Origin of the sequence: Lolliginicoccus lacisalsi, assembly GCF_014841105.1 — a bacterium.
Classification (GTDB): Bacteria; Actinomycetota; Actinomycetes; order Mycobacteriales; family Mycobacteriaceae; genus Lolliginicoccus; species Lolliginicoccus lacisalsi.
This window is the reverse complement of sequence record NZ_JACYWE010000005.1, coordinates 34,980-55,057: the sequence shown is the minus strand read 5'-3', so window position 1 is coordinate 55,057 and position 20,078 is coordinate 34,980. Positions and strand designations below refer to the sequence as shown.

Annotated in this window: 19 protein-coding genes; 8 read left to right on the top strand and 11 right to left on the bottom strand. The window is 68.4% G+C overall.

Features of this window, described 5'->3' with window-relative positions; genetic code table 11:
* From HT102_RS09525 to HT102_RS09515, 3 genes are read left to right on the top strand one after another with little or no spacing between them, the layout of a single operon-like run.
* Positions 1–699: an ABC transporter ATP-binding protein gene (locus HT102_RS09525; RefSeq protein ID WP_192039196.1), complete on the top strand. Its 699-nt coding sequence runs from the start codon at positions 1–3 to the stop codon at positions 697–699.
* Positions 696–1,454 carry an ABC transporter permease subunit gene (locus tag HT102_RS09520; protein WP_192039195.1) on the top strand — a complete coding sequence of 253 codons (759 nt, stop codon included), beginning with the start codon at positions 696–698 and terminating at the stop codon, positions 1,452–1,454. Before HT102_RS09525 ends, HT102_RS09520 begins: the two co-directional genes overlap by 4 nt.
* Positions 1,451–2,563 (top strand): serine hydrolase domain-containing protein, encoded by a 1,113-nt coding sequence (locus HT102_RS09515; protein ID WP_192039194.1) that lies wholly within the window; start codon positions 1,451–1,453, stop codon positions 2,561–2,563. Before HT102_RS09520 ends, HT102_RS09515 begins: the two co-directional genes overlap by 4 nt.
* On the opposite strand, the gene HT102_RS09510 is transcribed toward HT102_RS09515, so the two are convergent.
* On the bottom strand, positions 2,514–3,263 hold the full coding sequence (locus HT102_RS09510) for an alpha/beta fold hydrolase (protein ID WP_192039193.1): 750 nt from the start codon (positions 3,261–3,263) through the stop codon (positions 2,514–2,516). The genes HT102_RS09515 and HT102_RS09510 overlap by 50 nt on opposite strands.
* Positions 3,264–3,460: 197 nt before the next feature.
* Between HT102_RS09510 and HT102_RS09505 the strand changes: the two genes are divergently transcribed.
* Together HT102_RS09505 and HT102_RS09500 are read left to right on the top strand one after the other, a co-directional pair.
* A complete protein-coding gene (locus HT102_RS09505) occupies positions 3,461–4,462 on the top strand; it encodes an alpha/beta hydrolase (protein ID WP_192039192.1) in 1,002 nt (333 codons plus the stop codon).
* A gap of 23 nt (positions 4,463–4,485) precedes the next feature.
* Positions 4,486–5,160 (top strand): DNA alkylation repair protein, encoded by a 675-nt coding sequence (locus HT102_RS09500; RefSeq protein WP_192039191.1) that lies wholly within the window; start codon positions 4,486–4,488, stop codon positions 5,158–5,160.
* A gap of 55 nt (positions 5,161–5,215) precedes the next feature.
* On the opposite strand, the gene HT102_RS09495 is transcribed toward HT102_RS09500, so the two are convergent.
* Both HT102_RS09495 and HT102_RS09490 read right to left on the bottom strand, forming a co-directional pair.
* Positions 5,216–6,832, bottom strand: coding sequence for a hypothetical protein (locus HT102_RS09495; protein WP_333473367.1), 1,617 nt, complete (start codon positions 6,830–6,832; stop codon positions 5,216–5,218).
* Positions 6,833–6,883: 51 nt separating this feature from the next.
* On the bottom strand, positions 6,884–7,906 hold the full coding sequence (locus HT102_RS09490; RefSeq protein ID WP_192039190.1) for a YdcF family protein: 1,023 nt from the start codon (positions 7,904–7,906) through the stop codon (positions 6,884–6,886).
* Between the two features lie 140 nt (positions 7,907–8,046).
* Here HT102_RS09490 and HT102_RS09485 point away from each other — a divergent pair, with 140 nt between their 5' ends.
* Complete coding sequence (locus HT102_RS09485) at positions 8,047–9,045, top strand: LLM class flavin-dependent oxidoreductase (RefSeq protein ID WP_192039379.1); 999 nt, start codon at positions 8,047–8,049, stop codon at positions 9,043–9,045.
* Here HT102_RS09485 and HT102_RS09480 read toward each other — a convergent pair.
* Positions 9,014–9,706: a hypothetical protein gene (locus tag HT102_RS09480; RefSeq protein WP_225443476.1), complete on the bottom strand. Its 693-nt coding sequence runs from the start codon at positions 9,704–9,706 to the stop codon at positions 9,014–9,016. The two genes, HT102_RS09485 and HT102_RS09480, sit on opposite strands and share 32 nt — an antisense overlap.
* 149 nt (positions 9,707–9,855) lie before the next feature.
* Between HT102_RS09480 and HT102_RS09475 the strand changes: the two genes are divergently transcribed.
* Positions 9,856–10,581, top strand: coding sequence for a hypothetical protein (locus HT102_RS09475; RefSeq protein ID WP_192039189.1), 726 nt, complete (start codon positions 9,856–9,858; stop codon positions 10,579–10,581).
* Positions 10,582–10,631: 50 nt separating this feature from the next.
* On the opposite strand, the gene HT102_RS09470 is transcribed toward HT102_RS09475, so the two are convergent.
* From HT102_RS09470 to HT102_RS09460, 3 genes are read right to left on the bottom strand one after another with little or no spacing between them, the layout of a single operon-like run.
* Positions 10,632–10,991 (bottom strand): DoxX family protein, encoded by a 360-nt coding sequence (locus HT102_RS09470; protein WP_192039188.1) that lies wholly within the window; start codon positions 10,989–10,991, stop codon positions 10,632–10,634.
* Positions 10,992–11,034: 43 nt separating this feature from the next.
* A complete protein-coding gene (locus tag HT102_RS09465) occupies positions 11,035–13,128 on the bottom strand; it encodes an AMP-binding protein (protein WP_192039187.1) in 2,094 nt (697 codons plus the stop codon).
* A complete protein-coding gene (locus tag HT102_RS09460; protein WP_192039186.1) occupies positions 13,125–14,027 on the bottom strand; it encodes a 1-acyl-sn-glycerol-3-phosphate acyltransferase in 903 nt (300 codons plus the stop codon). The genes HT102_RS09465 and HT102_RS09460 overlap by 4 nt, the downstream gene beginning before the upstream one ends.
* Before the next feature lie 138 nt (positions 14,028–14,165).
* Here HT102_RS09460 and HT102_RS09455 point away from each other — a divergent pair, with 138 nt between their 5' ends.
* A complete protein-coding gene (locus HT102_RS09455) occupies positions 14,166–16,124 on the top strand; it encodes a serine hydrolase domain-containing protein (RefSeq protein ID WP_225443493.1) in 1,959 nt (652 codons plus the stop codon).
* A gap of 16 nt (positions 16,125–16,140) precedes the next feature.
* Here HT102_RS09455 and HT102_RS09450 read toward each other — a convergent pair whose 3' ends face one another.
* The 4 genes from HT102_RS09450 to HT102_RS09435 are packed head-to-tail and all read right to left on the bottom strand — an operon-like array spanning position 16,141 to position 20,078.
* Positions 16,141–16,551: an ATP-binding protein gene (locus HT102_RS09450; protein WP_192039184.1), complete on the bottom strand. Its 411-nt coding sequence runs from the start codon at positions 16,549–16,551 to the stop codon at positions 16,141–16,143.
* Complete coding sequence (locus HT102_RS09445) at positions 16,541–16,879, bottom strand: STAS domain-containing protein (protein ID WP_192039183.1); 339 nt, start codon at positions 16,877–16,879, stop codon at positions 16,541–16,543. Before HT102_RS09445 ends, HT102_RS09450 begins: the two co-directional genes overlap by 11 nt.
* The gene (locus HT102_RS09440) at positions 16,876–18,837 is read right to left on the bottom strand and encodes a glycosyltransferase family 2 protein (RefSeq protein WP_192039182.1); all 1,962 of its coding nucleotides are present in this window, start codon (positions 18,835–18,837) and stop codon (positions 16,876–16,878) included. The genes HT102_RS09445 and HT102_RS09440 overlap by 4 nt, the downstream gene beginning before the upstream one ends.
* Positions 18,834–20,078: a PP2C family protein-serine/threonine phosphatase gene (locus tag HT102_RS09435; RefSeq protein WP_192039181.1), complete on the bottom strand. Its 1,245-nt coding sequence runs from the start codon at positions 20,076–20,078 to the stop codon at positions 18,834–18,836. Before HT102_RS09435 ends, HT102_RS09440 begins: the two co-directional genes overlap by 4 nt.

Below are 20,078 nucleotides of genomic sequence, written 5' to 3'. Positions count from 1 at the left end.
ATGAACGACACCATCACCGTCACGGGCCTGACCAAACGGTTCGGGGACGTTGTCGCCGTCGACGACCTCACCTTCTCGATCGGCCGCGGTACCGTCGCCGGGTTCCTCGGTGCCAACGGAGCCGGCAAGACCACGACCCTTCGCGCCCTGCTCGGCCTCATCACGCCGACCTCGGGCACGACCGCCATCAACGGCACCCCTTACCGCGAGCTCGCCGCGCCGAGCCGGACCGTCGGTGCGCTCCTCGACTCCGCTGGCCACCATCCGGGCCGCACCGCGCGCGACCATCTGCGCGGCCTGGCGATCGCGACCGGCGTGGCTCCAGCCCGCGTCGATGACGTGCTCGCCGAGGTCGGTCTGTCGCATGCGGCGCGCCGTCGCGTCGGCGGGTACTCCCTGGGAATGCGCCAGCGCCTCGGTCTGGCGGGGGCGCTGCTTGGTGATCCCGAGATCCTGGTCCTTGACGAACCGGCCAATGGGCTCGACCCGGAGGGAATCGCCTGGCTCCGATCCTTCGTCCGGGACTTCGCCGACTCCGGTCGCACCGTGCTGATCTCCAGCCATGTGCTGACGGAGGTGGCGCAGACCGTCGACCAGGTCGTGATCATCCGCCAGGGCCGTCTCGTCGCCCACAAGCCGATCGAGGCCGGCGAGAACCTGGAACGCACGTTCTTCCAATTGACAGGAGACCTGGGATGACCCGCTTGCTCCACGCTGAGCTGTTCCGCCTGCGCACCACCCGGACCACGTGGGCGCTCCTCGCCGGGGCCGTCGGGCTGGTCGGGCTGGTGCTGTACCCGCCGCTCGCGAATGCCGGCATCGGCACGTATCCCTCACTGGGCACCCCGCACAGCCTCGAGACGATCATCGGCGCCCCGCGCTACGCGATGTACTTCACCGCGCTGCTCGGCGTCCTGGCCGTCTCCGGCGAATACCGCCACCGCACCATCACCCAGACGTTCCTCGCCACCCCCAACCGCCTGCGGGTCGTCGCGGCCAAGCTCGCGGCGCACGGGCTCGCCGGGCTCGGGTTCGGCGTAGTGGCCACGGTCGCGGCATTGGGCACTGCTGCCGCGTGGCACGCGGCCAAGGGAGTGCCCCTGGACCTGTGGCGGGCCGACGTCCTGCTGTCGGCCGTCGGACTGGTGGCCGTCTCCGGGCTGCTCGCCATGATCGGGGTGGGCGTCGGCGCACTGGTCCCGAACCAGGCAGCCGCCCTGGTCGGTGTCATCGTCTGGCTCCAGATCATCGAGTCGGGGCTGCTCACCGGCTTCGCGCCCCAGCTCTACGGCTGGACCGTCAACGGAGCCGCTCTCGCGGTCGCCGGCATCGCTCCGCCTTCGCCGGTACTGCCCCTGCTCGCCCCGCTCCAGGGTGGGCTGCTGCTGTCCGCCTACGCGCTCGTGATCGCCCTGGTCGCCACACGCGTCACGCTGGAACGGGATCTGGCATGAGACGCCGACTCAGCGTGATGCTCATCCTCGTGGCAGTGGTGTCCGGATGCGCCCCGGACCCGGTCAACGCCGCGGAGGACCTGCCGGAGCTGCTCGCCGCCTGGCAGGCCCGCGCGGGCGCGGTCGGGGTGGCCATGGCCGTCGACGCGCCCGGGCAGCCCACGTGGATCGGCGCCGCAGGGCTGTCCGACATCGACGCCCAGGCACCGTTGGCCGCCGACGACCAGTTCCGCATCGGCAGCGTCACCAAGACGTTCACCGCCGTCGTGATGTTGCAGCAGGCCGAGGAGGGCAAGGTGGGCTTCGACGATCCCGTCGCCCGCCACCTCGACGGCTTCCCGTGGGGCGAGGACGTCACCGTGCGCCACCTCCTCGCTCACACCAGCGGCATCCCCGACTACCAACGCGTGCATGGCTTCCTGGACGGGCAACGCACCGACCGCGACCGCCGCTGGACCGCCGACGAGCTCATCGGGCTCATTGCCGACCGCGACCTGGGGCACGCGCCGGGGAGCCGGTTCGCGTACTCGAACACCAACTACACGCTGCTCGGCCAAGTGATCGCGGCCGTCTCCGGCAACCCGTGGGCGACCGAGGTGCGCCGACGCATCCTCGAGCCCCTGGGAATGCACGACACCTCGATCCCCAGCGTCTCGATCCCCAGCGTCGAGGGTGTCTCGCCCGAGCTGGTCGCAGGCTACGCCGACATCGACGCAGACGGACAGCTCGACAATGTCGGCGGAGGTTCCTGGCCAGCGCTGGAGTCCGAGGGCGAGGCGGTCGGCAACATCATCTCGACCGTCACCGACCTGCAACGGTTCGCAGCTGCCCTGTTCCGCGGCCGTCTTCTGCAGCCCACGTCGATGGCGACGATGCTCGGCGAGGACGACGGGCAGCCCCTGGGCCTGCACCGCCAGGCCTACGTCGATGACACCGCGATCGGGCACTCGGGCGCGGACCCGGGTTTCGCCGCCACCATGACCTACCTGCCTGATCGCGACATCACCATCGTCGTGCTGACCAACCACGGCTCGGTCGATCCCGTTGATCTCGTGGCAGTCACCGCGCGCCTGCTCCGCCGTGCCACAGGTCGAGCAGGAGGTGGTTGATCGGGTCCCCGGTGAACTGGATCTCGTGGCCCGCGCCTGCGACTTCGGCGCGGGTCGCGTGGATCTGCTCGGCCAGCTCGTCACAGATGGCGTCGAAGCCCGGGCTGTGTGCCCCGGAGACCACGAGCTTGGGGAACCGGGCCGCCGCCAGTTCGTTGATGGGAGTCTCGAAGGTCCAAGCGGGGCGGCTCCGGCGCGCGATAGGCACCATCGGTGCGAGGTTCTCGAGGACCTCGGGAGGCAGCGATGCTGGGTCAGTTCCTACCGCCTCGAAGAAGCGCCTGAGCCACTCCCTATCGCTGAGATCCTCGTCCCAGATGCCGCGTACCCGTTCAACGAGCCGGGCGGCGTCCGGGTGGGTGATCATGGTGAACGCAGGAGGCTCCAGCAGGGCGAGCGAGCGAACTGACCCGGGGCGTCGCGCCGCTGCGAGCATGGCGCCAAGACCGCCATAGGAGTGCGCGACGAGGTGCGCGCCATCGCCGATGAGATCCGCGATGTCGTCGGCGTCGCGCAGGAAGTCCTCGCCCTTGGCCTCCGGGCTGTTGCCGTAACCGCGGCGATCAGGCACGAGCAGTTGATACCCCTCGCGGGCCAGCGGCTCCTGCGCCTGCCACTCCTCGGCTCCTGTCGCCAGAGCCCCGTGGACCAGGATCACGGGATCGCCCGCTCCCCACGATTCCACCGAGAGATCGCTCATCGCTTCTCCTAGCGCGGATCTCGCTTCGCCGATGCTGTCCCAGTGAACCGGCGCCCGCCAAGAACTACCGCAGCACGTGGCCCGATACCTCGACCATGCACCTGTCCCGCGAAGCCGTCAAGGGAGCGGGATCCTTCCCCGGCCCGCGTGGTCTGCGTGGTCGGCGCGACTGGGCTCCGCTATGGCACTATCGAGCTATGCGCCCAGTGACTGCTACGAGGCTGAATGAACTGCGCCGGGCCGCGCAGGCGAGGGGGCGGCACGCTGCTGGCCAGTACGCCCGCCGCATGGGTTCGCGCGGCACGATCACGCTGGCCGAGGTTCGCGCCATGCGGATCATGCTCGACCGGTACATGAACCGGCCTGAATTCCGCGCTCCCCCGGACACGAAAGTCGAAACCGTCCGCGCACGATTCGAAGGTGGACAGGTACGCGGTGAGTGGGTGGAGCGCCCCGGTGCTGGTGCACGGGATGCCGCTGTCCTCCTGTATGTGCATGGCGGCGGGTTCGTGGTGGGGTCACCGTTCTCGCACCGGGGACTGACCAGCGAGCTGTCGGCCCGCACGAAGCGACCGGTGTTCTCGGTGGACTACCGCAGGGCCCCCGAGCATCCGTACCCGGCTGCCGTTGATGACGTGCTGCGTGCCTACGCATGGCTTCTCGCCTCTGGAATGAGCGCCGAGCAGATCGTGGTGTGCGGAGACTCCGCGGGCGGGCATCTCGCGCTGGGCCTCTCTCCGCGGGCGCACCGGGCCGGGCTGCCGGTCCCCGCGGGCGTTGTCGCGCTGTCTCCCGTGGTCGATCCCACGATGGCGATGAGCCGACGCTGGCTCGAGAACAAGCATCCTAAGGCTCCGCTGCATTACACCGATGCCGGGCGGGCACTGATGGAGCCGCACTGGCGTGGTGTCGCACCGGCAGACCCGGAGCTGTTGCTGACCAACGACGACCTGACGGTGATGCCGCCGGTGCTGGTCCAAGCGAGCGACGCCGAGTTGCTGACCGGTGACGCCGAGCACTACGTCGAGAGCCTGAACTCGGTGGGCGGAAAGGGCCAGCTGAGCCTCTATCATCGCCGGATCCACGTTTTCCAGGTAGCCCACCGGGTATCGAAGACGGCTTCACGGGCCCTCGACGAGATCGCTCGCTTTGTCGATTCCTTGAGCGAGACCCATGAGCCGGACGGCCTACGGGACTGAGCCAGGAGGCTGAGGTGGGTGACATGACGGTGGCCGAGGTGATGGCCGAGGTGATGGCCGAGCTAGCAGACCTCGAGGATCCGAGGGTTCGTGAGGTCAATGAGAAGCATGGCGACGATCATGGCGTGAACCTCACCAAGCTGCGGGGTATCGCCAAGCGCATCAAGTCCCAGCAGGAGCTCGCGCGCGAGCTGTGGGCAATGGGTGACACCGCAGCGCGATTGCTAGCGCTGCTGATCTGTCGGCCGAAGGCGTTCGAGCGCGACGACCTCGACTCGATGCTTCGCGAGGCCCGGACCCCGAAGGTTCACGATTGGCTCGTGAACTATGTGGTGAAGAAGACCGCGCATGCCGAGGAACTGCGCCAGGCATGGCTTGCCGATCCGGATCCCGTGGTCGCGAGCGCTGGCTGGGCCCTGACCATCGAACGAGTCACCAAGAAGCCTGAGGGCCTCGACCTCCCGGGGCTGCTCGACGTCATCGAGGCGGAGATGCAGCAGGCCCCGGACCGGTTGCAATGGGCGATGAACCACTGCCTCGCCCAGGTCGGGATCGACCACGCCGAGCATCGCGCCCGCGCCATCGACATCGGTGAGCGGCTCGAGGTGCTCAAGGACTACCCGACTCCCCCGGGCTGCACGTCGCCGTTCGCGCCCACCTGGATCTCCGAGATCGTTCGGCGGCAGGCTGGCGCGTAGGAGCAGCAAGCACGCGCTCCGCTCCCCCGCTGCCGCACAGCGGGCTCGGATGCGCCTACTCCTGGGTGCCGAGGACGCCCCCACCAAAGGAGCTGCCGGTGAGGTCGAGAATCTCATCGATCCAGCCGATGATGTCCTTCGTCGAGCCGATGTTCTGGGGTGGGTGACGGATTAGGGTGTCGCGCAGGATGAGCCGGTCGAAGTCGACGTTGATCGGATCCTTCCTGGGTGTGCCGTCAGGATGGTAAAACGGCACGCCCGCCGCGCGCATGGTGGTGACGAACTCCTGGGCGAGGATGCCATAGCCGACGGTGGTGGGGTGCACGCCGTCGAGGGAGAACAGCCCTCCCTCGGAGCGCCCGCCGTTCCCATCCGCGGCGAGGAACCTGGTGGTCAGCGGCGGGGAGAGCGCCGCTAGCTCGCCGGGCAGCTCGTATCCGGTCCACCATGCGGGGCGCGCGGACGGGTCCTCGTAGAAGCGGCGCGAGGCGAGATTGTCGAGCAGGGCGGCGGTGTCGAGGAGCAGCCAGTCCTTGCCGTTGTCGCGGGCCTCGCGGACGACGGCTTCGAGGTGATCGTTGTAGGCGTCGATGGCATAGTCGATCGCGCGTGCATCCTCCCCGCTGAGGTGCTTGTCCGTGTGGCTGCTGAAGGTGGATTCGGTGACCCAGGGATACACGTAGTGGTCGAAGTATCGCGAGCGGGGCCCGAGCTTGCCGCCGATGCCGTTAGTGATCGGGGCGATGGTCACGTGCGGCACCGTGCACAGGATGACGTGCCGCGCGCTGATCCGTTGAACGCGCTCGATCATCTCGTCGTACTCCTGCCGGAAATGCTCCGGCGTCCACACCGTGTAGTGGCTCTTGGCGCCAAGCCGATCGAAGCCGGGAGCGGACCAGGCCACTTCAAGGTTGGTGGCCGCTTTCAGGGCATTGTTGGCGCCGAGGAAGACGATGAGCGTCTCGATGCCACTTTCCGACGAGCCATCGCCCTGCTCCCCGAGCGCCCGGGCCGCATCGAACAGGGTCATCGCTCGTTGCTCCGCCGTCGCGCGCGGATACACCCGCAGCGCGGCCCGGAACGCGGCATTCTCCACCGGCTGGTCCAGCAGATCGTTGCTCGGTGGGTTGCCGGCGAGCACTCCTGCGCATCGATCAAACGTCCATTCGAGGCTGTCGCGCAGGTCCCAGCCGAACATCGACAGGTTGTGGTTGATCGGCGCGGCCGGCGGTGTCACGCTGCCGGGGCCGCGTTCCCAGTAGTCCTCCACCTCCGACATCCACGATTGAACGGTGAACGGCGCGAGCGGCAGGTCCCACCAGCCGAGCGTCGCGCCATGCCGGTCCTCGAGCGCGCGCAGCAGGTACTCGAGATTGAGTGGCAATCCGCCGTGGCTGCGGTAGCGCGGGAACCGGAACGCGCGCTGCCAGCCGAGCTCGCGCGCGATGATCGCCGGGTACGACAGGTCCGTGTTGTGGATGGCGAAGCTCTGGAATCCCTGCGATAACGAATCGCCGATGACAACGAGGCGATGGGGCGGGGTCCCGGTTCGCTGAGCTGCCATCTCTGGGGGAAGAGGAACGCCGAGCGTCGGGTCGGTCGCGGGCTTGCGGGGACCACTCGCCGCACGGTCGATCACCGATCGGGGGGTTCCCTCGGGGAACTGGATCACGATGGCCTCCCGCCGCCGGTGACGGTTCTGTTCCCAGTGTGCGCCTGGCGGCTACTCCGATGGCATGAGCGAGCCACTGCCGCCGGTGAACGTCGAAAGCAGGTCCGCCTCCGGGAATCCGTCGGAGCCAGTGCCCGTGGCGGGAGGGCCGGGTACCTGCTTGCTCTTGGGGATCCCAGCGGCACGCGTGGCCTCGAGCCGGAGGCCCGCCTGCTGGGCCTTGGTATAGGGGGCCAGGAACGCCGCGAGGTCGGTATCGGTGGTGGTGGTCCCCACGACGAGCGTTCCTGTGGCGGCGAAATTGGCCGCGGCCCTCCGGACGTGGCTCGGCGAGGTGACCAAGATGACATCGTCGATCCCCTCTTGCTGCAGCAGCCTGGTGGTGTTCTGCGCGTTGGCCACCGTCGAGGTGGAGCGGTCCTCGGAAGTGATCCTCGATTCCGGAACCCCGTGGTCGAGCAGCCATTGCTGCATCGCGGCGGCCTCGGTGATCCCCCGCTTCGGGGCGCCGCCAGAGACGTAGATCGGGGCGCCGGGGTTGGCGTAGGCCTGCGCGAGGCCGGCGGTGAGGCGCTTGACGAGCTCAGGGGCCATGGTGCCGTCTTCGCGGAGGCCGTGGCCGAGGATGACGATCGCGATCGGTGATGCTGCTACCACGGCGGGCGAGGTGGACGGCACGATCCGGGCGGCGGCGTCGACGCCGTTGATGACATCGCGAGCCGTCTGGGCGGCCGCGGGATCGAGGTTCGCGAGATGGTTGAGCGCTGCGTCCCGGGTGTCGGGATCGTTGGCTTGCTCGGCCCAGATCGCTTGCAGCGCGAGGGCTTCCGCATCGTTCGGCGTGATCGCGAGCACCCGCTCGAGATCAGCGAGCCCACCGGTGGCGTCGTGCGCGGCGAACCTGGCTTGCGCGGAGTTGTACAAGGTGGCGGCATCGGCCTCCGTGGCGGAATTGACGACAACCACCGGGCCGGTGGGTGGCAACGGCCCGCTCGGCTGGGCATCGATGGCGAGGCTGGCGGCGGCAGCGAGCACCACCGTGCCGAGCGTGGTGGCGCGGGCGAGGGAGAACATGCCGACAACGCTATTGCGGGGGTGCTCGGGCCGAGATGCCTTGCAGCAGCGTCTCGGTAACGATGTCTGGCGCCGTCGCGCAGAGCCCCCCGCCGCGGCCGAGTGGGTGCGGAAATACTGTGGCGAGCAGCATCGTTGCACTGAGGGTGCCGATATCCATTCTTGACCTCGCGTCGATCTCCGACAACGAAACCGCCCGTGACAGCTTCGCGGCCAGCGTCGAGATGGCGCAGCACGCCGAGAAGTGGGGCTACGAACGGATCTGGTACGCCGAGCACCACAACATGAAGTCGATCGCATCGTCGGCGACCAGCGTGCTCATCGGCCATATCGCGGCGCACACCTCGACGATCCGCCTCGGGGCGGGCGGGATCATGCTGCCGAACCACTCGCCACTGGTGATCGCCGAGCAGTTCGGGACGCTTGCCACCTTGCATCCGGGCCGCATCGATCTCGGGCTCGGCCGCGCTCCGGGCACCGACCAGAAGACTTTGCGTGCCCTGCGACGGGACGCCTCCTCCGCGGACAGCTTTCCCCACGACGTGCTTGAGCTTCAGGGCTACCTCTCCGACGAATCCACGGTCCCTGGCGTGGTCGCCATTCCTGGCAAGGGAACCCACGTCCCCCTCTACATCCTCGGCTCGTCGCTGTTCGGGGCCCGGCTCGCCGCGGCGCTCGGCCTGCCGTATGCCTTCGCCTCGCACTTCGCCCCCGACGCCCTCGAGGCGGCAGTCACGGCGTACCGGCGCGAGTTCCAGCCATCCCGCCAGCTCAAGCACCCCTACGTCATCGCCGGGGTGAACGTGATCGCTGGCGACACCAAGCGCGACGCGATGCGCCTGTTCGAGGATGCCCAGCGCTTCCGGGTGACCCGGCTCGTCGGCCGGGGAAGAACCTTCACCCGCGAGGAAGCCGACCTTCTCCTTGACTCCCCCGCGGGCCAGCAAGTCCGGCAGATGGGTAGGTATTCCGCGGTCGGTACCGCGTCGGACGTCAAGCAATACCTCGATCAATTCACCGGCCATGCCGACGCTGACGAGCTGATCGTGCTGTCGGCCGCCACCGATCGTGATGCGTGGATGCGGTCGCTGGAGATCGTGGCCGAGGTCAGCGAGCTCGATCGTGGCGGCTCGCGCTAGCGGAGTCCTTGATGGTAAGCAGCATCTTCCGGCTCATCACAAAACTGATCGGCTCCAGCAGCATCCGTCCGAAAGCCAGGCGGCTGCGAACGGAGTCGCCGTGAGTGCTGCCGCCGCGCTCGATGAGCCTCGTGCGCCCACCTTCGAGGGGAAGCAGGTGGAACCCCCAGACCGTCGCCTCGCCCGAGCCCGCATCCGAGGCGAACAGCACCAGGTGACGTTCCGGTTCGACCAGCGCCACAGGGATCGGCGGCGCCTTCGGGTGCAGCCGGATCGCATCCCCCACCTCGAGATGCTGGAACCGAGGCAGGATCTCGCCCACATTCGTGATGCGGCAGCCGACAAGGTTCTCGAGCGCTTGATAGCTGTAGAAGCCGCCCCGGCCCTGCCCGAGCTGCACGATCCACGGCCACACCTCGCTCGGCCCCGCATTGATCGTCACAGCGTGGCTGTAGCTCCACTTCGGATCCGTGAGAAGCTCATCGCCCGGATAGGTTCGTTGCCGCTCGGCCGCCGTGGTTCCCCACGTCGTCCGCCACTTCCGCAGCGGTCGGCCCAGCAGCACGTGGATCTTGATGAGGGCGATGGCGCTGAACGTCTCGATGATCGACCGAGCCAGGCGGCGACCCGGGTCGTCCCTGCTGCGGCGACGGCGCTTCATTCATCAAGCCTCGCCGCAGCGCGCGGTTGGGGCAAGGACCGAGTGCCCCCTAGCTGTGGGCCGAAAGCCAGTTCCATTGGTGCCCGCGCGCCCTGGCATCCGTTGCGCGCTCGGCTCACCCTGTATGCAGGCCCACGATTGGACGAGCAATGGACGCACCGGCAGGTCGATCGAGCGTTGATCTCTACTGGCTCCCACTGGGGGCGGGCGGTCGAGTCGTGCGCTGGAACGGACGTGCATACGAGGCGCTTGCCGCGCGGCTCAGCCACCGGGTGGCCGCGGATCTGTACCACTCCGCGCTGAGCGTCACCCACCGCGGCAACATGCACACGATCGAGATGGGGCCCGTGTGGAACATCAAGGCCCCGCTGCGGGGGGTCGTCGCGGTCGGTCCGGTCGGAGCACGCTGGCTGGGACGTTTCCGGCTCTTCCGCTACGAGATCCGCTGCTGGCGGGACGGTCGCATTCCCGACATCACCGAGGCCGTGGATAGCCCGCAACGGCTGAGCGACGATGATGCGCGCGCGGCACGAATGCTCGATCTCGTGAGCACAGCGCCGCTGCTGACGTGGGGCCGGGATGAAATGCGCACGGGCGACATGTGGAACTCGAACTCCCTGGTCTCCTGGCTCCTCGCGAGGACCGGGCACGACACTTCCGTCCTCGCGCCGCCGGGGCATGGCCGCGCGCCCGGCTGGGACGCCGGTCTCGCGATCGCGCGGGATGCGGGTGCGGCGACCTCGCCTGGCGCCGCTCCCCGGCCCCCGCGCCCCGGCCCCCGCGCCCCGGAAGTGTTACCAAATGCACCCCCTCGCGGCCGAAACAGGGTGCAAAACCGCACAAATCCGGGGCGCCGCCAACCCGCCAGCCCATAGCCAACCCGCCCCCCCGCCAACCCGCCACCCAGCCAATCCGCCCAGCCCGGCTAGACGAGGTAGGAGCCGACGAATACTGCTGTGGAGAGCGCGAGCATCCCGAGGCAGTTGAGCCAGAACACGCTGCCGAGGTATCGCGCCCGGATGTGGGAGTAGGCCGCGGCGAGGAAGTAGGCGATGACCGCGGCGTTCGTAGCGGCGGCGATGCCTGGATGCGCTAGTCCGACGAGCAGCCCGGCCGTGGCGAGCAGCTTGATGAATATCAGCGCCCATCCCCAGTCGAGCGGGAAACCGACGCCTTCGAGGCAGTCGCGGACGAACCGTGGTGGGCGGATGGAGATCAGAGCGTCGCCCAGCAGGATGGCGGCGAGCAGCACGGTGGGCCACATGGGATCCGGTATGTCGAACATCGCTCCTCCTGGTCCCCGTGCCGTCGCTGTCCCCGTGCGGCCGCTATGGCTCCGCGAGCTTGTTCTTCAGTATCTTGCCCGTGGTGTTGCGCGGCAGCGCGTCGAGGAACTCCACGTCGCGGGGCACCTTGTAGCGCGCGAGCTGGCCGCGCACGAGGTCCTTGACCGCGTCGGCGGTGAGCTCGCGACCGTTTCGCACGACGACGAAGGCGCGCAGGCGCTGCCCGAACTCCTCGTCATCGACCCCGATGCACGCGGCCTCGGCGACCGAGGCGTGGCTGGCGATGACATCCTCGACCTCCCGCGGGTAGACGTTCTCCCCTCCGGAGATGATCATCTCGTCATCGCGCCCGACGACGAACAGGCGGCCCGCCTCGTCGAAACGCCCGAGGTCACCGGTCGCCATGAGGCCGCCGATCCGTTCCTTGTCGCCGCCGCGCGTGTACCCCTCGAACAGGTAGGCGTTGCCGACGTAGATGCGCCCCGTCTCGCCCTGCCGGACTACCTGGCCGGACTCGTCGAGCAGCCGCACGGTCGTGCCGCGTGCCGGGCGCCCGGCGGTCCTCGGTGCCGCGCGCAGGTCCCTCGGGGTGGCGATGGTGGCGTACGCGACCTCGGTGGATCCGTAGAGGTTGTAGAGGGTGTCGCCGAAGGCATCCATCCATCGTGTGGCGAGGTCGCCGGCGAGCGCGGAGCCCGACACCGCCACGACCTGGAGCGACGAGGTGTCGTAGCGGTCGCGCACGTCCTGCGGAAGATCGAGGATGCGTTGCAGCATCACCGGGATCGCGATGAACGCCTCGCACTTCGAGCGCTCGATCTCGGCGAGCCACTCCTCGGCGTTGAACCGGCGCCGCATCACCACCGATGCGCCCAGGCCTAGGGCCATGGCGAGGTTCGCGAGGCCCCATGCGTGGAATGCTGGCGCGGCCAGACCGATGCGCATCCCCGAGCGAAGCGGGATGCGGCCAAGCAGCGCGGCGGGCGCCTCGAGGGAGGGTGTGCCGCCAGCGGCGATGGCACCGCGAGCCGCGCCTCGCGGGGTTCCGGTTGTCCCGGAGGTCAGGATGGTGATCTTTCCCGATCGCCCGGGCACCGGTGGGCGGCGGCCGCGGTACCGGTCGGCGAGGGCCGCGAGGCTGAGCGCCCCGCTGCCGGGTTCCCCGTCATCGGGCTCGGCGTCGCAGAGGACGCGGGCCATGTGCTCGGGAGCATCCGCCACTAGGTGGTGGAACTCCGTGTCGTGGATGAGTGCATGCACGGCCTCCCGGCTCGTGACCTCCCGCAGCTGGGGCCCGGAGAACCCGGTGTTGAGCAGCAGGACGTCCGCGCCGGTCTTCGCTGCCGCCGCCACGGCCTCGATGAGGCCGCCGTGGTTGCGGGCGAGCACCGCGACGGTGTCGTTCTCGGTCACGCCGTGCATCGCGAGGCCGCAGGCGATGGCGTCGCTGCGCGCGTCGACCTCCGCGTAGGTCTTGGTGCCGAACTCGTCGATGACCAGGGGCGCGTCGGCATTGCGGATCGCCCCTGCCGCGACGGCGGTGCCGAGGCTCAGTCCCCATGTGCGCGCGGCCCACGCGAGACGCAGGAGCGTGGTCGGCATCATCGGTCGCACGATCCCGCTGCGCGCGAGGACGCTGGCGTTCGCGAGCTCCTGCGCGGCGCGGCGCGGCAAGGACGGCGGCGGGCGCGGCGGTGTCGCCTGCTGCTCGATCTTGATCTTGGCCGCTTCGAGCGCGTGGCTGAACATCGCGTGCACCCTCGGGTACGCGACGAGGTCCGCCACCGCGCCCAGCACGCCGGGGGCGTCGTAGGAGAAGCGCAGCGTCAGAGCTGTACGGCCATTTCCTCGCGACCGGAAACGCAGGCGCAGGCGATGATCCACGCCGGTGAAGGCGTTCCACGCGAACTCGCGCGCGGGCGTGTAGTCGACGATGATGACATCGCCCCCCACCAGTGCGGCACCCAGCTTCAAATGAACGCGGTAGCGCGCGTCGAGCGCTGGTTGCTGCCCGGCCTGCGCTGGTGTCACGGTCATGTCGGGGCCGACGAAGCCTGCGACCCGCACTGGGTCGGCGCAGGCCTCCCACACGACCTCCGGCGGGGCGTCGATCTCGATCTTGTGCTCGAACTTCATCCGATCACCGGCAGCTTCCGCTCGATCTGCAAGGCGGTGAGCACGTCCTGCATCCGCGCCAGGACATCCGCGTAGACGGTGTCCCAATCGGGGTCCTCGCCGTACTCGGCGCGGATGTCGATGGGCTCGAGGTACTGGATGACGATCTTCGAGGGCAGGGGCACGAAGGGCGCGAAAGGCGGGGTGAGCCCATAGGGGAACGAGACCATGATGGGGATGGTCTTGAGGCGCAGGACGCGGTCGACCCGGAGCAGCCGCGCGAGCCCCTCCCCCCGGGAGAGGAACAACGCCGTTTCCTGCCCGCCTATCGTCACTTGCGGCACGATCGGCACGTTGTGCTTGTAGGCGAGGCGCAGGAAGCCTCTGCGCCCGCCGAAGTCCACTTTCGCTGACTCCCAGCTCGGCCGGAACACCTCGTAGTCGCCGCCGGGGAAGACCTGCAGCACCGCTCCTCCGGCCAGGGCGAGGTCGGCGTTGTCGGGGTCGGCCTCGACCGTGCCGAAGCGGCGCAGGATCCACGCGAACGGCGAGTTCAGCACCAGCCTGTGCGCGAGTTGATAGAACGGACGCTCGGTGCCGAGGTACGAGGAGATCGCTAGCTGCGAGATGAACACCTCGGGCGATTGCAGGCCGCCGGTGTGATTGCCGACGATGAGCACGGGGCCTTCCCCGGGGATGTGGTGCAGGCCCCGCACGTCCGGGCGGAACCATAGGCTCATCAGCAGCCACAGCCCGGGCAGCAGCTCACGGATCGAGTCCGGATCACGGTCCTCGAGGTCGCCGGGACGGAATCGCGGCATCAAGCCCGAGAGGGGCCGGGTGAACGTTCCCGTGGCGCCCTGGGCCAGCGCCCGCGCAGTGCCGAGCATCCGCCCAGCTACGCTTTCGCCGAAGGCCATCGCGCTCCTCAATCCGATCAGTGCGCACGCGGGGTCGCGATGCACCAAGTGTAGGGCGCGGGCCGGGCAGGAGGTCGAGGGTTCGACGAAGCCGAACCGGTAATGTTAGGTACCTCTCGAACAATCGAAGGACTCGTGATGGTTGCCCTCCGGCGTCACCGCAGCATGGTCATTTCCCTCGCTACCGCCCTAGCGCTCCTCGTCGCGGTGCTCGGGTCGAGCCTGGTCGCGGACGCCCAGGAGCCTGCTCCCCCGGCGGTCGAGCTGACCCCGCAGGCCGCTCAGGACTTCCTCGATGAGCGGCTTCCCGCGCTGCTCGACGAGCACGGCGCGCCCGGCCTCGTGGCGGCGATCGTCTCGGGCGGCGAGCAGGCCGCGGCCGCCGGATATGGGTTTGCCAACGTCGAGCAGCAGCGGAGGATCTCGCCCTCGACCACAGTGTTCGAGACCGCGTCGATAGCGAAGTCGTTCACCACGATGGCGGTGCTGCAGCTCGTCGACCGTGGACTCATCGACCTGCGCGCGGACATCAACACCTACCTCGGGCAGGGCCTGGAGGTCGCGGACACCTTCCCAGGACAGCCAGTCACGATGCATCATCTGCTGACCCATACCGCGGGCTTCGAGGATGCGCTGGGCGCGGATGGCGCCCCCAGTGCCGAGGAGGTGCCATCGCTCGAGGAGTACGTGGCGGGGACACCGATGAAGCGCGTCCAGCCGCCGGGACGGTTCGTTGCTTACTCGAACTACGGAATGAGCCTTGCGGGTCTTGTCGTCCAGGAGCTCGCAGGAACGTCTTTCGAGGACTACACCGCGGAGAACGTCTTTGGCCCGCTGGCAATGGCGTCGACCGAGTTCCTTCCCGTGAGCGAGGCGCGAGCCAAGCAGGACGTCGCGACCACCTACTACGCGGATGGTTCGCCAACGGAGGCGATCCACCTCGCGGGGACCCCGGCGGGCACGGCGGTGACCACTGCCGACGACATGTCCCGGTTCATGCGAGCGCTGCTGGGCGGGGGCGAGCTCGATGGGCAGCGCGTCCTGTCCCCTCGATCGGCGCAGCAGATGCTCACTCGGCAGGCGGGCATGGATCCGCGCGTGGCGGGTGCCGGCTATGGCACCTGGCAGTTCCAGCTTGGTCCGCCGCCAGGCTTCGGCCACGGCGGTGACCTGCCCGGCATCCACACCCAGTACGTCGTGGTGCCGGAGCTCGACCGGGGCATCTTCGTCGCGGTCAACGGCGATGACAGCGACAAGAGCATGGCCGTCAATCCCCTGGAGGACCTGAGGTTCTCCGTGGTCAAGGAGTTCCTCGAGGCCTTCGCTCCCGAATCCGCGTGGCCAGGCGCCGCGCCGGACCCGAGCGTTGATCTCTCGCGCTATGAGGGCGCGTTCGTCACGACTCGCAACAGCGCCACTGACTTCACCAAGCTTCGCGCTCTCCTCGACAACCTCAGCGTCAGCGCGAACGATGACGGCACGCTGTCGATCAAGGGCCCGTCCGCGCTCGACGAGACGTGGCTCCCGGCGGGCGACGGGCTGTTCGTCGCCGAGAACGGGGAGGACATGGCCGCGTTCGTCGAGGAGGACGGCCGTGTGATCGCGCTGGCGCTGAACATCAATCCCACCCAGGCGTATGAGAAGGTTGCCTGGTACGAGCAGCCACGCCTGCACCTGCTGAGCTGGGCCGCAGCGGCGTTGGTGCTGCTGAGTGTGCTCGCCTGGCCTGTCGCCGCGGCCATCCGGCGGGTCCGGGGGCGCGCGCGCCGCGACAGCACGCGGGGCGCGTTTCTCGCTCGGCTGATCGCTGCCGTCGCTGCCACCTCGAGCGTGGCGCTCATCGTGCTTCTTGCCTACGGGCTCGCGAACAGCTCCGTGCTCGAGCAGTGGCTCTTCACGAGTCCCGGCTGGCTGCTGGTTCCCGTCACCGTGGGCGCGCTGGCGGCGGCGGCCAGTGCCGTCGCGGCGGTGCTCGCGTGGAAGCACGGGTGGTGGAGCACGCTCGGGCGTGCGCACTATTCGCTGGTCGCGCTCGCGGCGATTGTTTTCGTCAGCCTGGGCTGGACCTACAACCTCATGTGGACGCCATTCGGCTGACGCGGTGGCTTCGTTCTCAGAGGCGGATCGCTAGGTACCAGGTGTTCTCGCCGGGCGCGCGGCGGTAGTGCAGCTCGTCGAGCAAGGCACCGGCTATCGCGAGGCCACGACCCGATTCCGCGAGGTCCCCAGGGAGCTCGAACGACGCGACGTCGAGGTCGTGCTGCGTGCCGTCGTCCTGGAAATGGGCTTCGAGCAGGCCATCGGAGATGCCGACGGCGAGGGAGAAGGAGCTCGTGCCGCTGTCGCGCCCATGGGTGACGATGTTCCCCGCGATCTCGGCAACGGCGGTCTCGAATCGCATCCGATGGGTGTCGTCCGCGCCCGGAGCGATCTCCCACAGATGCGCGAGCAGATCGTGCACGGCATCGATCGCGTCGGGGTGCGCGGCCGCGGACAACGTCAGGGTCGAGTCCCTATCGCGCATTGAACGCCTCTTCCGCTGATGGGTATGCCTTGAGGACCCGGTTCAGGTTTGTCAGCGTGAGCACCGTTTCGACCTGCGTGTTTGGCCGAGCGATGCGTAGGTCGCCGCCAGCCTGGCGGGCACGCTTGAGGCCCGAGATGAGCGCGCCGAGGCCGGAGGAGTCAATGAAGTCGGTGCCGCCGAGGTCGATGACGATCCGACTGGCACCACCGTCGACGGTGGCTTCGATGAGTTCCCGCAGGCGCGGTGCCGCGACCATATTGAGCCGGCCCTTGGGCTCGATGACGGCGATTCCGCCATCAGCCGTGCGGGTGCTGAAATCGATCATGCTGCTCCTTCTTGCTGCCTGTTCATTCGAAGCGCCTTGATGACCACGCTGAGGATGGCGAGATCGAAGGCAACCCAGACGATGTTGACCCAGAAGCCGAGGGGCGAGATGAGTCCTGTCCCGAGATTGACGGCGCCGATGAGCGCCGCGGCCACCAGGATCGCCATGGCGAGCAGCTGGTATCGCACCAGGTGCCATTGGCGGCCGACGGATTGCTGCCGGGTCTTCGGTGTGACCGCGAAGTCCAGTGGCTTGTCGAAGCAGACGTTCCGGAAGGCGGTGTAGCAGGCCTTGATCCACACGGGGAAGAGCGTCAGGTTGTATTGCTGCCCGCGCCACGTCGGCGTGCCACGACTGACGACGAAGAACATCAGCTGGTTTACCAGCAGAAACGGGATGAGCCGGATGAAGAAGTCGACGCTCCACGCCTGCACCGGCATGATGCCGAGGGTCAGGTAGAGCACCGGTGCCGCGAAATAGACGATCGCGGCGAAACCGGCGAGATAGCTCCACATCGTCGCCCAGTACATCAGTCGTTGCGCAGCGGAAAGGCCGCGCTGGATCAAGGGGTTCTCCCGCAGCATGACCTGCACGGTGCCCTGCGCCCAGCGCAGGCGCTGGGTCAGCATGGTCTTCAGGTCCTCGGGCGCGAGTCCGTGAGCGAGGATCTCGTTGTGGAACGCGGAACGCCAGCCCTGGGCATGCATCCGCATGCAGGTAGCCATGTCCTCGGTGACGGAGATGGTCGAGATGGGAAGCATCGGCTGTGCTTCCGCGTCGCGACCGACGTCGACTGCTCGTACGATCGCGCGCACCGATTCGATCGCGCCGAGCGGCGACCATTCGCGCTGGGTGAGCAGGCTGTGGGAGGACTCGTCCAGGATGAACCCGTCACCGGGGTCGGACTCATCCGCCAGTTCCGAAAGCTCGGCGATAGCATCCAGGTCAGCCCGCATGGCCCGCACGTCCGCATCGACGACCTCCCGCGCGGCAGCGTCGACTCGCTGCTGGAAGTCGTAGGTTATCTCCGCGAAGGCTCGCCCCTCGCGGAGGTCCTCCTGGGCGGTCCGGACCGCGGCGCGCACCGTGTCGAGCGCTGCACGTGACTGCGGCGAGGTGCCGTCGAGGTCAGCGCGCGCCTTGTCGATGACCTTGCCCGCCGTGCGCAGCGCGCGGCGGATATCGGTCTCCACCGCCTTGACGTAGCCGGTGACGCCGAGCTGCATGAGTGCTTCGCGGCGCAGGACAGCGTTCGAGCCGCAGAAGTACGCCGCGTTCCATCCGTCCTTGCCCTCCTGGATCGGACCGTAGAAGAGCGGGGCCTGGCTGCCCAGCGGGTCGCCTTCGGGGACGTTGACGAAGTACTGCGGCGTTTGCACCAGGGCCATGCGGTCGTCCTCGAAATACCCGAGGGTGCGGTCGAGGATCTCGGGCTTGGGTACTTGGTCGGCGTCGAGGATGAGGATGAACTCGCCATCGGTCTGCATCAGTGCATTGCTGAGATTGCCGGCCTTGGCGTGGCGCGGCTTGTTCGTCCAGCCGCTCGCGCGCACGAGGTACCGGATACCGCGCGCCTCGGCGGCGGCGGCGAGGTCCGGCCTGGCTCCGTCGTCGAGGATCCAGGTCGTGTGCGGGTAGCGGATGCGCTGGGCGGCCTCGGCGGTCCGCAGCACGAGGTCGAGGGGCTCGTTGTAGGTCGTGATGAAGACATCGACCGTCGCATCGGCGGGCGGTGGGGGCGGCTCGCCCCTCCGTCGCAGCTTCCACATGGTCAGGCCGAACAGGAGCGAGTCGATCAGGCTGTAGGTCTCGGCGATGACGAGGGGAACCGCGATGTACCAGGCCGGCCATGCGACCGAGAACATCCATCTCCAGATGATGTAGTTCAGTCCGAGCAGCGCTGCGATCAGGATGAGGACGCGTAGCGCGATGATCTGGCGAGTGAGCGGCTGAGTCACGGTTCTCCCCCGCTGTCGGCAGCTCGCCGGACGGCGATAATCGTGACGTCGTCGATGGGCGCGGCGGAGCGTGCCAGGCCCCGGGCCGAGGCAACAAGCTGCCCTGGCCCGCCGGCCTGGCTCGCCAGTAGTGGCAGCACGGCGCTCGCATTGGTTCCTGACTCGTCGATCAGGTCGAGGATCCCGTCGGAGCATACGACGAGCATGTCGCCCGGTTCGAGCGTGACCCGCTGCGACTGCCAGCCGCCATCGACTGCCACGCCCAGCGGCAGGCCGCCCGCAGCCAGTCTCTGTACCGTCCCGTCGGCCTTCCGCACCGCGGCCAGCCCATGCCCGGCGTCGACATACTCGACGACGCCGGTCGCGGGGTCGAGCAGGGCGTGGAACACGGTGGCGAAGCGGGCTGTCCGGTCGAAGTCGTCAGCTAGCTGGGCGGCGGCCGCGCCCATCACCCACGCGAGGTCGGTCTCCGCCGTTGCCGCGTCCAGCGCGCGGGAGACGCCCCGGAGGGCCGAGCGTACCGATGCGGCGAGGATCGCAGCACCCATGCCCTTGCCCATCAAGTCGCACACCGAGACGATCACGCCGCGCCGCGTGCGGTAGTGATCGTAGAAGTCCCCACCGACCGCGTATGCGGGGACGCACGCGCCAGCGATGTCGTAGCCATCGACCGCGAGGTTGCCGGCTGGCAGCAGCTCGCGCTGGACCTCGGCCGCGCGCACGAGGTCCTCGGAGCGCTCGAGCTCGCGCTGCGCCCAGGCGGCAACATCCTTGAACGCGTCGAGTTCCTGGGCATCAAGGGTGCGTGGCCGGGTGTCGTAGATGCAGAAGACACCGACCGGGTGGCCCCCGGGGCCGTAGAGCGGGAACCCCGCATAGAACCGGATGCCGTCCTCCCCGCCCACGCCTGGCAGAGAAGCGAACTGGGCGACTTCGCTCGCATCGGTCACGATGAGCGCTGGGTCGGTGGGCCTGGTGTAGCTGCGCGCGATCGTTGTCTGGCAGATGGTCATATCGCGAGGCACTTCCACGAGGTCGAGCCCCTGGGCCGACTTGAACCACTGGCGGTCGCGGTCGATGAGCGAAACCGTCGACATCGGCACGTTGAACACGCGTCGCGCGATCCTCGTGATGTGGTCGAAGCGATCTTCCCGTGGCGTGTCCAGCAGATTGAGCTGCTCGACCGCTCGCACGCGTCGCCGATCGACATCCTGGGGTATCTCCGTCGCGAACGAGGTCAT